The following is a 14,241-nucleotide window of genomic DNA, read 5'->3' on the forward strand; positions in this document are numbered from 1 at the left end:
TCCAGTAAACACACTTGAACAATAATGATTATACTGTATTTTTTTGTTTGTGTATCATTCTTCAATAAAGAAAATATCGCTATAAAGATAGTCCATTCGTTTAGACGAAGTAATATTAATAATAAGCGTCAAATATTCTAGTAAAGTAACCAATAAAAAATAATAAAATAGCTTAAACATAGATTCTATCCCTTATTTATTTTACAGTTAATTTACTTTTTTTTAATAAAAAACATAAATAACCAAAAAACACTACCCCTATCTTAAATTAAAAATCACTTAATTAAATCAACCTAATTAAATTCTATAATAAGCAAATTTAAATACTAAATTTACTTATTTATTGCGTTCCATTAATAAATTAATTTTTTAAACTGAGGCATATTTAATAAGAAAATAAATATAAACATAAGAAATAATAATATTATTAAAATCACTCTATTATTAAAATTAAATAAAATATTTATTAAATCGATAGATAAAAAATAAGAGCAATATGAAATATCATATTGCTCTTATTTTATCAAATCTATACTTTTTTATTTAATGCTCTGCATTATCCTGTTCAACAGCAAAACAGGCAATTAACTGACCATCATATTCTTTCAATGTTGGCTGTAATTGACTGCAAATACCAAATGCTCGGCGACAACGCGCTGCAAACGCACATCCTGGCGGAGGATTTAATGGACTAGGTAATTCTCCTGTCAGTTTAATTCTCTCACGGCGTAATTCTGGTGTTAATCTTGGCGTTGCAGATAATAAAGCTTGCGTATAAGGGTGTTGAGGGTTTTCAAAAATCTGGGCTTTCGTACCTTTTTCAACACAGCGCCCTAAATACATCACTATCACTTCATCAGCAATATGTTCAACAACGGAAAGATCGTGGGAAATAAAAACATAAGAAAGTCCCATATCACGCTGAAGATCCATCATTAAATTCAACACCTGTGCACGAACAGAGACATCAAGTGCAGAGACCGGCTCATCAGCAACCACAATATCAGGCTCTAACATTAATCCTCGAGCAATAGCGATACGCTGACGTTGTCCTCCTGAAAACATATGAGGATAACGACTGTAGTGCTCTGTTTTTAGACCTACTTTTGCCATCATTGATAATACTTTTTCTTTACGCTGTTGCGCAGTTAACGACGTATTGATTAACAAAGGCTCTTCTAAGATCTGTCCCACTTTTTTACGTGGATTTAGTGATCCATAAGGATTTTGAAAAACGATTTGGATCTTTTGCCGGCGCAGTTTTTCAGCGGTTTTGTCTCTAACAAGCAAATTTTGCCCAAGATAAGAGAGTTCGCCTGATGTTGGGATCTCAATCATGGTCAATAATCGCCCTAGTGTCGATTTACCACAGCCCGACTCACCCACAATAGCCAAGGTTTTTCCACGTTCAAGTTCAAAAGAAACGCCATCAAGTGCTTTAACGGTTTTCTCTTTGGAGAAGATCCCTCCTTTAACGCTGTAATATTTTGCTAAATTTACCGCTTTTAATAAGGGAGTGTGTAAGTTTGAATTATTTTCAGCCATATGTTGGTCTCCCTGTACTATCCAACGGTGTGTGACATTTCACTCGATGTGTTCCTATCTCTTTCAATTCAGGCTCAAGTTGATAACACTCATCATGAGCATAGGGACAGCGTGGATTTAACAAACACCCTGTTGGCCTATCATAACGCCCCGGAACAACACCAGGTAAAGACTCTAGCCGTGCTTTATTCAGCGCAAATTCAGGTAAAGCCCTTAATAAAGCTTGCGTATAAGGGTGTCTAGGCGCTTTAAAAATTTCGGTTGCAAGCCCCGCTTCAACCACTTGCCCTGCATACATCACAATGATGGTATCTGCGGCTTCTGCAACTAAGGCCAGATCATGAGTTATCAGCACCAATGCCATATTTTCTTGCTTTTGCAAATCAAGCAGAAGCTCAATAATTTGCGCTTGAATGGTAACATCGAGTGCTGTTGTAGGTTCATCTGCAATTAATAGCTTAGGACGACAGGCTATCGCCATTGCAATCATCACCCGCTGACTCATCCCCCCTGAAAGTTGATGCGGATAAACATCTAAACGAGAAGCAGGATCAGGAATACCAACTAGCGTTAATAGATCGATGGCTCTTTGCTTACGAGTTCGGCGGCTACCCCCTTGATGCACTTTTAAGGCTTCCATAATCTGGTAGCCCACAGTAAAACAAGGATTAAGGCTTGTCATGGGATCTTGAAATATCATCGCCACTTCAGCACCAACCAGATTACGCCGCTCTGACGCTGAGATTTTCATTAAATCTCGTCCATCAAATTGTAATTCTTGTGCACTCACTCGCCCGGGAAAATCAATCAATCCCATTATTGCCAATGAGCTTACTGATTTACCTGAACCTGATTCACCAACAATACCAACAACTTGCCCTTCTTCCACTTGATAGCTAATACGGTCTACCGCTCGAAACGGAGTATCTTCATCACCAAAGTGAACAGATAATTGATTAATATTTAATAGTGCCATTTTATTACCCCGTTACTGCTTCAATTTTGGATCAAGAGCATCACGTAAACCATCGCCCATCAAGTTAAAGGCCAAAACGGTAAACAAAATTGCTAATCCCGGAAACGTTACTACCCACCACGCACTTTGTGTAAATTGAAGAACATCAGACAACATTGTTCCCCATTCTGGTGTTGGTGGTTGAGCGCCCATTCCTAAAAAGCCCAGTGCCGCCATATCTAAGATGGCATTAGAAAAGCCTAAAGAAGCTTGAACAATCAAAGGAGCAAGACAGTTAGGTAATATATTAATAAACATCTGACGGATCGCCCCTGCTCCTGCCACACGAGAAGCAACAACATAGTCACGATTAACTTCGATAAGCACAGCAGCTCTGGTTAATCGAACATAGTGAGGTAAAGCAACAAAAGTCAATGCAATAGAGGCATTAACAATAGAAGGTCCAAAAATAGCAACCAGTACAAGTGCAAGTAGTAAGCTCGGTAATGCCAACATAATATCAACCACTCGCATGATTGAAATATCCACAATACCGCCGAAATATCCCGCCATTAATCCAAGAATAATTCCAAGAATTAATGAAAGTACTACAACAATACAGCCAACTAATAACGAGAGACGAGCGCCGTACATTAAACGAGACAAAATATCTCGTCCCACATCGTCAGTACCTAAGATAAAACTCCAGTTTCCACCTTCTTGCCAAACAGGGGGATTGAGTAAAAAATCACGAAATTGTTCATTAGGCGCATGAGGCGCTAACACGCCAGCAAGTAAAGCAATTAGCAACATAATAACAATGTAAACCAATCCAACAACAGCACCTTTATTTTGTTTAAAATAGTGCCAAAATTCTTGAAAAGGTGTCATAGGCTCCGGTGCATTGATGACCGGTGTTACTTTATTTTCAGTCATTATGCATTCCTTATTTCTTATGACGGATGCGAGGATTCACGATGCCATATAGAACATCGACTAGAAGATTGACAAAAATAATCATCGTCGCAATTAATAACACGCCGCCTTGCACCACAGGGTAATCACGACGTTGAAGTGCATCAATTAACCAGCGACCTAATCCTGGCCATGAAAAAATGGTTTCAGTTAAAATCGCGCCAGCTAACATCGTTCCAACTTGTAATCCGATAACAGTCACAACAGGTAACATCGCGTTACGTAAGGCATGAATAAGGATGACTCGGCCACGGCTTAATCCTTTTGCTCTAGCCGTACGAATATAATCTTCACCTAATACTTCTAGCATTGATGAACGCGTCATTCGCACAATAACCGCAAGAGGAATGGTACCTAATACTATTGCAGGTAAAATAATGTGATGGATGGCATCCCAAAAGTCGCCTTCTTCCCCCCAAAATAGCGTGTCAATTAGCATAAAACCCGTTAAAGGGTAGCTATCATCCAAAAAGACACTGTCATCCAATCTTCCTGATACCGGAGTGAGATCCCACTGCACAGAAACCAGCATAATAAGCATGATCCCCCACCAGAAAATTGGCATAGAGTAACCAGCTAAAGAAACGCTTATCGCAGTATGATCAAAAATAGAACCGCGTTTTACAGCAGCAAGTACGCCAACAGGAATACCCACTGAAACCGCAAATACCATGGCGCAAACACCTAATTCTAGGGTTGCTTTAAAGCGAGGTAAAAACTCATCCCAAACAGCAATTCGACTTTTTAAAGAAATACCTAAATCACCATGAAGAACACCATTTAGGTAGTTCAAATATTGTTGCCATAAAGGTTTATCTAGTCCCAATTCTGCCATTAAATAGGCGTGGCGCTCGGGTGATAAACCACGCTCACCTGCCATAATCATCACCGGATCACCGGGAATAAGATGGACGAAAATAAACGTAAGTAATGTAATTCCGATAAACGTTGGGATCACGAGTCCCAAGCGTTGAAGGATAAATTGCAGCATATCCTAATTCTCTTTTTAGACATCAGCTAAAAGATAGCGCTGATAAATCAGGAGAAATTCCCCTGCGCTCACAGTGTACTGAATGTATTCATTATTATTGAATTACGGTGTCTTCTTATAATCAGCAGACACCGTACTTAAGGCAGTTCAAACGTTATGACATCTCAATTATTTAACTGAAACATTGTCGAAGTGATGCTTTCCTAATGGATCAACCACATAGTTCTCAACTTTTTTGCTGACTGGCTCATAGACTGTAGAGTGAGCAATAATCAGTGCGGGAGCTTGATCATGCATGACCACTTGAGCTTGTTTATACAACTCAACGCGCTTATCGTGATCTGCCGTAATTCGTGCAGGTTGGATTAAATCTTCAAATGGCTTATAGCACCATTTTGAATAGTTAGATCCCTGCTCTTTAGCTGCACAGCTAAATAGTGTGGCAAAGAAATTATCAGGATCACCATTATCCCCCGTCCATCCCATCATTACAGCTTGGTGTTCACCCGATTTAGCACGCTTAAGGTATTCACCCCACTCATAGCTAACAATCTTGGTTTTCACACCAATTTTTTCCCAATCCGCTTGTACCATTTCAGCCATACGACGTGCATTTGGGTTATATGGACGTTGTACTGGCATTGCCCATAAATCGATAGTGAAACCATCAGCAAGACCCGCTTCTTTTAGTAAAGCTTTGGCTTTCTCAGGGTTATATTCATAATCTGTAATATCATCGTTATAACCCCACATAGTAGGTGGTATTAAATTCTTCGCTTTTTGTCCAGCACCTTGATAAACCGCTTCAATAATGGCGTCTTTATTTACAGCCATACTTAATGCTTGACGAACCTTTTGATTATCAAGAGGTTTTTTCTCAACGTTAAACGAGATATAACCGACGTTTAAACCCGGTTGTTCCAATAAATTGATATCGTTATTTTGCTTCATTTTAGCGATATCAGCAGGGTTTGGATAAGGCATCGCCTGACACTCATTTTTTTGCAGTTTTGCATAGCGAACTGAGGCATCAGGAGTAATAGAGAAAACTAAACGATCAATTTCAGGTTTTTTACCCCAATATTGGTCATTCGCTTTAAAAAGAATACGAGAATCTTTTTGGTACTGTAATAGTTGGAACGGCCCAGTACCGATAGGATCTAAATCGACTTTTTCTGGTGTACCCGCTTTCAGCATATTATCTGCATATTCAGCAGAAAGAATAGAAGCAAAGTCCATTGCCATATCAGCAATAAAAGGTGCTTCTGAACGAGTGAGGACGAAACGAACAGTGTAATCATCAACCTTTTCGATCTTCTCGATCATATTGTTCATATCCATTCCAGTGAAGTACTCATAACTTCCACCTGAAACTTTATGATATGGGTGTTTCGGATCCATTTGACGCATAAAGGTATACATAACGTCATCTGCATTAAATTCGCGGCTAGGTTTGAATGTTTTACTGGTATGCCAATTTACGCCCTTGCGTAAGTGAAAGGTATATACCTTACCGTCATCACTCACATCCCAACTTTCAGCTAAGCCAGGAATAATTTCTGTGGTACCTAATTTAAATTCAACTAAACGGTTATAAAGTGGTACCGAGCTTGCATCATAGGTTGTACCGGAAGTAAATAATTGAGGGTTAAAGCCTTCGGGTGAACCTTCAGAGCAATACACCAACGTTTTTGCCTGCACGCCAGCGGAAATAGCTAATGCTAATAATCCGATAGTTGCGGTTAAAATTCCTGCCTGCTTTTTGGAGCTTTTCATCATCACTCTCCGAAATTGTTCTGTTGTGTTTTTTGGCTTCCTATTTTTTAAAACGGAATGCCTTTTTATTTTGTCATTGTTCAATTAACCAACTGAAACCCCTGCCGTCAATAAGGAGCTCTAGGGTAAAAAGAACAAGTTATAAACATAAATTAAACGAATATTGAACAATTATAGGATAATAAAGTGACTCTGCACTCACTTTGCAGTTAATAAAACCACATATTCAGAGATACTTAAGTTAAATGACTATTTTAAAAAAAACGATGATTTGTGATTAACCGCTTAAATATTGAACGAATGTTTTGAAATAAAACAAAGAACTTGGTGATTTATTCTGCTAGTCGAGTTGAATAATCACATAACCAGAAGGTAAATACCCTAATAATTGCAAGGTAAATACAAAGAGAAATAACAACAGACCGATTAACAAATAGCTCTGCTAACAGAGCTACTTTTTTTAGTGATTAACCAATACCTATTAATGAAAAAATAGTGAAAAATAACAAGTTAAATATCATTATCAGAAGTTCCACTGCCCATTAAAATGGAATTGGGAAGAGTGATTTGATTTTTTATTTGGCATTAATAAAGGAATTCCATAAGAAAATTGATAACTCAATTTTTGAAAACTTCCTTCTAGCCCCAACGCAATACCCACTAAATATTTTTTTTCATTATGGAAAATATTTCCACGAGCCTCTGAAACAGAGCCATAATCTAAGGCAGAAAAAAGGATCTGATTATTAATGGGGGTTATCCAAGATAATTTTTGTCGAAATAGAAATTGATTTTCGGCTGAATATCCTTGGTCTGGAGAAAAACCATATACACTATAAAACCCACCAATAGTGCTTTTATCTAACAAGCCATCAATAGCAGATTTTGTGAGTTGTATATTAATATTTGGCTGATAAAACAGTTGTTGAGACGCAATAGAAAATGGGATCACACTATCAAGATTAAAATTAAAAATAGGTACACCATTAACCGATTTTATTGGCGAAAGACGTGCGCCCTTCAAGGGAATACTCTGTTTATAATTAAACTTGACGTGAATATTTCCGCCTCGTTGAAAACGATAATTTTGTTCAATACTTGCAGTAATATAAGGGCTACGACGAGTATGCACAGATATTTCTTTATTTAAGATACGATTATTATAAGTATAATATTGCAACCCTCCCATCAGTGTAACAGTCCGTTGCGAAGAGGGTCGAAAGAAACGCTGTACTTCAAAAGACAGATGCTGTTGCTGAGTTGTCTGTAATTTAGTGTCCCTTTCTATAATTTTATTTTTAGATTTAATATTGTAGCCAAACAATGAAAATCGCCAATAGTGATAAGGTACTTGTAGAAAGAAAATCTGTTTACTAATTCCTTGAAGCTTCATTTTATCTATGTTGCTAGAGAGAATAATACTAGCAGAATCATTCAGTTGAAATAAATTCCCAAAGCTAAATCGAGCAGTACCAAACCAATCGCCATAACTTTTTTGCTCTCTATTATGGATAGCTAGTGAGCCATTAAAAGTACGCTTACCTATGTGATTAATTGAAATTACCGTTTTTTTATTTTCTTTATTATTCTCATTTGGAGAGGCCGCTTTTAATTCAATTTTCACATCACTATTTGGTTTATCTTTCAGATTCGCGATGCCTTGTTCAATATCGCGAATATTTAATACCTCACCCGCTTTCACCGGCATTGCTTGCGAGATTAAATAATGTTTTGTCGATTTGTCAGATATTACTGCATCAACCATTCCTGCTTTTAAAGTAATATCTAACAGCTCTCGATCTGCGAATAAATTTACTTCACCCACTTCGCTGGTTACATATCCTGCATCATAAAGTATCGCATTTAAGATATTTATATCTTGTTCTAATAACGCTTCAAAATGGCAATATCCTTCTAATTGCTGTTTCCACTGATTAAATGCTCGCTGAATTGAATACTGATTAAATACTTTTTGATTATGTAGAATCACATTTTTAATAGGAAAGCATTGGGGAGAAGATGAGGAAAAATGAATCTCTTTAGAATGAGAAAGCTGAGGGGAAGAACCTTTATCTTGTTGTATGTCTTCCTTTCTAAACATATCTTCTGATGGAATGGAAAACGTTGTTGGTGCAATAGTCTCATTCCCATCAGCAAAAGAAGTGCTGTGATAAACAAAAAAAATACCAGTAATTAAGATAAGTAACCCAATATGCATCCACTTTATACTCTTATGCAGGAAAATAGGGTGCTAGATATAAGGTAAATAAGAGAACATTAATTTAGGAAAAACGTCATTTTAAATTAAAGGCGAAAACGAGATGAAAAATGAATGTTTTTTAGTAGAGAGGTTTACATTTTACTGAGCTAGAAATGACAAAACCCCGCTTTAAAAGCGGGGTTTTTAATATGGTCGGCGAGAGAGGATTCGAACCTCCGACCCACTGGTCCCAAACCAGTTGCGCTACCAGGCTGCGCTACTCGCCGAAATCGAGGTGCATCTTACTGCCAGAAGCCCATGTCGTCAATACTTTTTTACTAAACCCTGATCGTTCGTATGGTTTTCAATCAAAACGATTGATTTTTAACTTTTTTATCATCATTAGCGGCCATTTTAACATTTAAATTTTACTGGCTATGCTTTACATGACTTCTTTACACCAACAAGAAAAATAGAAGAAAAATGACAAAATTATTCCTTAATCTTATCGTTTCTTTTATTCGATTTTTATATAATTGTCTTATGTCAAATAAGGTGGGTTGTTTAGAGAATGAAATCACTATGGTGGGGTGTTGCATTGTTGCTATTATCAACAACACTTTCAGTTCAAGCGTCAACAGCACACACATGCCGTGTTTATTTTCAAGAAGCAGATAAATTTCTTGCGTATATTTCTACTCGTGATGATTTAAAGCATAACATGCCAGAAATTAGCAGTAACTTTGAACAAAATAAAAAGCAGATAAGTGCCGCTTCCTTAGCAAAGCAAAAAGAGATATGTGAAAAAGGAATGCAGGAATTAAAAAGTCTAAATGAAATGTTTGGACCTAAAGAAATCATCTCTAAAAAATAAAAAAATAACAAATAATGGCTAAATTAATTATTTATTTTTTAGCCATTATTTGCGATTAATTCTTATTTTCATGAGTGACATTACTTGTATTAGTGCTATCGAGTTTTTTGATACGTTCTTTTGGTGAGTTATCACTCTTATCATCAGATATTGTGTAATAATCATAAGGTAACAATAACGTATCTAATATTGCACTAAATGGGAAATCAAGAATAACTAATGGCTTTATTGCCCAGCCTGTTTCCTCATCAGAAAGCATACTTACGTTATTTTTAGTGCCAGAATAAAGATCTTTATTAGGCCCAGCATGGGTCATGACACTAGAACAGCCCGTAAGCGATGTCATAAAAAGGGTTATTAAGGTTAATTTTTTAGTCGTTCTGTATATCATAAGGCACCTATAAAATGACAATAAGGAATCAACTCCCTTTAACATATAGTTAAACCTGTTTTCTCCTATAGAACAAGAGAAAGATGATGTAAAAGATCTTATTTTAATAAAATTTAGATTCATTAATTATCACACTATGTTAATTAATTTTAGTTAATAACGGCACAGTAATATAATTTATTATTATGTTTCACTAATATTAAATTTCAACCCTATTTATTTTAAATACATGTTTAACCTATTTATTTATCTTTCTTATTTTTTTGATCTGCTTATATGCTGAATTTGTGCGATAAGACACAGTGGTTTTCTTATATTTTTGCCAAAATAAGTTTATCTCTTTTTAGTTATTATCATAACGTTTCTTTTCCTTATTTATGTTAATTGAAACAGGATGTACTTTTTATGAGTGATATTGCATTAACGATGGTAATGTTGTCATTGGCAGGCGCTCTAGGACTGTGGATTGGTAATATCAAAATCTACCGAGTTAGTTTAGGAATAGGCGGTGTATTATTTGGCGGTATTATTATCGGCCACATTGCTCAACGTTATGACCTATTACTTAATGCTCAAATGCTACATTTTATTCAAGAGTTTGGGCTTATTTTGTTTGTTTATACTATAGGGATCCAAGTTGGTCCCGGATTTTTTTCCTCTTTACGTGTGTCTGGTTTGAAACTAAATGCATTTGCTATCTTAATTATTCTGCTTGGTTCAATCATTACCGCCTCTATTTACCGCCTATTTGATGTCCCTTTGCCTATTATTTTGGGTATTTTTTCTGGGGCTGTCACTAACACCCCGTCCTTAGGAGCAGGTCAGCAGATACTCACCGACCTTCATGTTGATCCCACTACAATAGGGCAAATGGGAATGGGCTATGCAATGGCATACCCAATGGGGATTTGCGGCATTCTATTAATTATGTGGTTAATTCGTGTCTTTTTTAAAGTTAATATTGAACAAGAGGCAAAAGTATTTAGTAGTTTGCAACATAGTGCTAAAGATGCGCTACACACCATTAATATTGCAATAAAAAATCCCAATTTAGATGGATTGTTAATGCAAGATATTCCTTTACTTAATGAGGATGCCATTGTTTGCTCTCGTTTAAAACGAGGTGACAATATTATGGTACCAATGCCTTCAACTATCATACAGTTGGGTGATTTACTTCATATCGTGGGTTCAAAAGAAGATCTAAATAAAGTACGCCTTGTATTAGGTGAAGAGGTTGATGCCTCTCTCTCAACATCGACAAACTTATTACAATCCGTTCGAATCGTTGTTACCAATGATTCTGTATTAAGTAAGCGCTTAAAAGATCTTGATCTAAAAAGAAAATATGATGTGGTTGTCACTCGACTCAATCGTGCTGGTATTGATCTTATTCCTAGTAATAACAGCGCATTACAGTTCGGTGACATTCTTAATATTGTTGGTCGTCCTGAATCCATAGAGGCAATCACCGTATTATTAGGTAATGCACGCCAAAAATTAGAGCAAGTGCAAATGCTTCCGGTATTTATTGGTATTGGTTTAGGGGTTTTACTTGGGTCAATTCCAATTTTTATTCCCGGTATTCCTGTCGCACTTAAATTAGGATTGGCAGGTGGTCCTCTTGTTGTGGCTTTAATTTTGGGGCGCATTGGTACATTTGGAAAACTTTATTGGTTTATGCCACCTAGTGCAAATCTCGCATTGCGAGAATTAGGTATTGTCATGTTTCTCGCCGTAGTAGGGCTAAATTCTGGTGGGGATTTTATTGATACTCTTGTTTATGGGCAAGGGCTAAGCTGGGTAGGATACGGTATTTTAATCACTTTACTGCCTTTACTGATTGTTGGTGTAATAGCGCGAGTTTTCTTTAAACTAAACTATCTTAGCCTTTGTGGTATGTTAGCCGGTTCAATGACAGATCCACCCGCTCTTGCTTTTGCTAATTCAATTCATAGCTCCAGTGGTGCTGCGGCTCTGTCTTATGCCACAGTTTATCCATTAGCCATGTTTTTACGAATTATCACGCCACAATTAATGGCGATAATAATTTGGACTTTGTAGCAAAAAGAATAAATATATTAACAAGTTGCATTGAATATGTTATCAAAATCACTATTTCACTTAGCAGTGGGATAATTAAGGCACCGAATGGCGCTTATTTAAGCCATAGATTTTATCAATATCTGTTTTAATACTTCCTGTGCTAAGAAATTTAGATTGAGACGGATTGCTAACTTTAGTAATCAATTTCTTTCCGTCAAACTTATGCTCAAAAGTCCTCGTTATTGTCTTTGCCCCTTCTTCTCGCTGAAGGGGCATTTTTATTTTTTATTAAATATTCACTGGCTGATAAGCGTTTTCGATTTCTTCAGCCAGAATTTTTATTCCCTTCTCAATTAATTCTGGTTCAGGCACATAATTCATACGCATACATTGGTGAGCATGTTCCCAAGAATCTTCTAATCCTGGAAAGAAATAATGCCCCGGAACCATTAAAATACCGCGTTTTTTCAGTCGGTTATAAAGTTCTTCGCAGGAAATGGGAAGGTCTTTAAACCATAACCAAAGGAAAATTGCCCCTTCAGGTTTGTGAATAAGGCAACGATCCTCAGGTAAGTATCGGCGGATAATATCTATTGTTTCCAGAACTCGCTGATAATAAAAAGGGCCAATCACTTCTTGTGACAAACGAATTAAATCATCTCGTCTCAGCATTTCTAATGCCATCGCAGGCCCAATACCACCTGGTGCTAAACTAATAATACCGTTGATATTTGTTACTGCTGAAATTATCTCCTCATTCGCAATAATAATGCCACAACGCGTTCCTGGTAAGCCAAGCTTCGATAAGCTCATGCATAAAATAGTATTATCATTCCAATGTGGCGTTGCTTGCGTAAAGATAATTCCCGGAAAAGGAACACCATAAGCATTATCAATAATTAGAGGAATATTATGTTGTTTCGCTAATTCATCTAACTTTTTCACTTCATCATCAGTAATAACATTACCCGTAGGATTCGTTGGTCTTGATACACAAATGGCGCCAATATCATCACCAATTTCTAGATGAGCAAAATCGACATGATATTTAAATTGCCCATTAGGCAGCATTTCAATAGTGGGTTTATTCGCGATAAAGAGATCTTCATCTAAACCTGAATCGGTATAACCAATATATTCAGGTGCGATAGGAAAAAGAATTTTGCGTTTTTTCCCTTCTTTTGTGGTTCCACCTAATAAATTAAATAAATAAAAGAAAGCACATTGGCTGCCATTAGTCAGCGCAATATTTTTTGCCGAAATATTCCAACCTAATTTTTCTTTTAAACTTGCAGCCAATGCTTGCAGCATGGCATCTTTACCTTGAGGACCATCGTAATTACACAGCGCATCACTTAAGGTGCCATTTTCTGTCATTTCTTTGAGTAATTGACGAAAATAATTATCCATTTCGGGAATATGAGCAGGATTTCCTCCCCCTAACATCACAGCGCCAGGGGTACGGATCCCATCATTTAAATCTTGCATTAGGCGAGCAATGCCTGAATGGCGGGCGAACTTCTGCCCAAATTGTGATAGTTGAGTCATCTTTGCAGGTTTCTTCTATGTTGCTTTTTGTTAGATAAACACCATACCGCGAGGATTACGCTGCATCAATAGTTAAAGTTGGGATAATTGAACAGCAATATCAACACGAAGGTAAATATTGAAATAGAAAACCATCAATAATCTAAACTATAGATAACTCAGCTAAATTATTACTTCTTATTCACTATATTCTCTGGCGATAGTCGGCAAAAACAAGAAAGAATATGGTCATTTACCAGACCTACGGCTTGCATAAACGCATAACAAGTTGTGGTACCAACAAATTTAAATCCTTTTTTCTTTAATACTTTCGCCATGTTATCTGATATTTCAGTTGAAGCAGGAACTTGTGAAATATCATCCCATTGATTCACTATCGGTTGGCCTTCAACAAATTGCCAAATAAATTCGCTGAAATCTTCGCCTTGCTCTTCCATCGCCAGAAAAATACGGGCGTTATTGATGATGGCATTAATTTTACCGCGATGACGAATAATAGAAGGGTCTTGTAATAGTGCTTCGACATCTTTTTCTGTCATCGCAGCAATTTTGTTTGGTGAAAATTCAAAAAAACAGCGACGATATCCCTCGCGCTTCTTCAAAACGGTATACCAAGATAATCCTGCTTGTTGTCCTTCAAGGCAAAGCATCTCAAATAATTTATTTTTATTTTTTTCTGGCACACCCCATTCATTGTCATGATAAGCAAGATATTCAGGATCACTCGTTACCCAATCACAGCGCGATTTACTCATTTTTTATTCCTTGTTTTAAACAACTATTAATATCACCATTTTATATACTGTATATATATACATGTAAATAAGTGAATAAAAAATCAATCTAATTATTTGAGCATAGTCATGAATAAGATTAAGGTATTATTTTTTTAATCGAAGAAAAATTGCCAGCATTCCTTGCTGTATATCTTTCGTCTAGA

The 14,241-nt window shown here is 36.6% G+C and carries 11 protein-coding genes and 1 tRNA gene; 2 read left to right on the forward strand and 10 right to left on the reverse strand.

Annotated features, from left to right (window positions below; translation table 11 throughout):
• Positions 1-543: 543 nt before the first annotated feature.
• From dppF to PH4a_RS05815, 7 genes are all read right to left on the reverse strand, one after another.
• Positions 544-1,545 (reverse strand): dipeptide ABC transporter ATP-binding subunit DppF, encoded by a 1,002-nt coding sequence (gene dppF / locus PH4a_RS05785; RefSeq protein WP_129038446.1) that lies wholly within the window; start codon positions 1,543-1,545, stop codon positions 544-546.
• Positions 1,538-2,521, reverse strand: coding sequence for a dipeptide ABC transporter ATP-binding protein (gene dppD / locus PH4a_RS05790; protein WP_129038448.1), 984 nt, complete (start codon positions 2,519-2,521; stop codon positions 1,538-1,540). Before dppD ends, dppF begins: the two co-directional genes overlap by 8 nt.
• Positions 2,522-2,533: 12 nt before the next feature.
• Positions 2,534-3,436 carry a dipeptide ABC transporter permease DppC gene (dppC, locus tag PH4a_RS05795; RefSeq protein WP_129038450.1) on the reverse strand — a complete coding sequence of 301 codons (903 nt, stop codon included), beginning with the start codon at positions 3,434-3,436 and terminating at the stop codon, positions 2,534-2,536.
• A gap of 10 nt (positions 3,437-3,446) precedes the next feature.
• A complete protein-coding gene (gene dppB, locus PH4a_RS05800; protein WP_129038452.1) occupies positions 3,447-4,466 on the reverse strand; it encodes a dipeptide ABC transporter permease DppB in 1,020 nt (339 codons plus the stop codon).
• A gap of 168 nt (positions 4,467-4,634) precedes the next feature.
• Positions 4,635-6,242, reverse strand: coding sequence for a dipeptide ABC transporter periplasmic-binding protein DppA (dppA, locus tag PH4a_RS05805; protein WP_129041823.1), 1,608 nt, complete (start codon positions 6,240-6,242; stop codon positions 4,635-4,637).
• A 523-nt stretch (positions 6,243-6,765) separates the two neighbouring features.
• Entirely contained in the window at positions 6,766-8,460 is a 1,695-nt protein-coding gene (locus PH4a_RS05810; RefSeq protein WP_129038454.1) for a ShlB/FhaC/HecB family hemolysin secretion/activation protein, read from the reverse strand.
• Between the two features lie 192 nt (positions 8,461-8,652).
• Positions 8,653-8,729 (reverse strand) — tRNA-Pro (locus PH4a_RS05815).
• A gap of 284 nt (positions 8,730-9,013) precedes the next feature.
• Here PH4a_RS05815 and PH4a_RS05820 point away from each other — a divergent pair.
• Positions 9,014-9,316, forward strand: coding sequence for a DUF5339 family protein (locus tag PH4a_RS05820; RefSeq protein WP_129038456.1), 303 nt, complete (start codon positions 9,014-9,016; stop codon positions 9,314-9,316).
• 55 nt (positions 9,317-9,371) lie between these two features.
• Here PH4a_RS05820 and PH4a_RS05825 read toward each other — a convergent pair whose 3' ends face one another.
• Complete coding sequence (locus tag PH4a_RS05825) at positions 9,372-9,707, reverse strand: YceK/YidQ family lipoprotein (protein ID WP_129038458.1); 336 nt, start codon at positions 9,705-9,707, stop codon at positions 9,372-9,374.
• Positions 9,708-10,112: 405 nt separating this feature from the next.
• Between PH4a_RS05825 and PH4a_RS05830 the strand changes: the two genes are divergently transcribed.
• Positions 10,113-11,771, forward strand: a complete 1,659-nt coding sequence (locus PH4a_RS05830) for a putative transporter (RefSeq protein WP_129038460.1) — start codon at positions 10,113-10,115, stop codon at positions 11,769-11,771.
• Positions 11,772-12,041: 270 nt separating this feature from the next.
• Here the strand turns inward: PH4a_RS05830 and PH4a_RS05835 are convergent, their stop codons facing one another.
• Both PH4a_RS05835 and PH4a_RS05840 read right to left on the reverse strand, forming a co-directional pair.
• Positions 12,042-13,301 carry a valine--pyruvate transaminase gene (locus PH4a_RS05835; RefSeq protein ID WP_129038462.1) on the reverse strand — a complete coding sequence of 420 codons (1,260 nt, stop codon included), beginning with the start codon at positions 13,299-13,301 and terminating at the stop codon, positions 12,042-12,044.
• 170 nt (positions 13,302-13,471) lie between these two features.
• Positions 13,472-14,056, reverse strand: a complete 585-nt coding sequence (locus PH4a_RS05840) for a DNA-3-methyladenine glycosylase I (RefSeq protein ID WP_129038464.1) — start codon at positions 14,054-14,056, stop codon at positions 13,472-13,474.
• Between the last annotated feature and the right edge of the window lie 185 nt (positions 14,057-14,241).

Origin of the sequence: Proteus hauseri, assembly GCF_004116975.1 — a bacterium.
GTDB classification, from domain to species: Bacteria; Pseudomonadota; Gammaproteobacteria; order Enterobacterales; family Enterobacteriaceae; genus Proteus; species Proteus hauseri.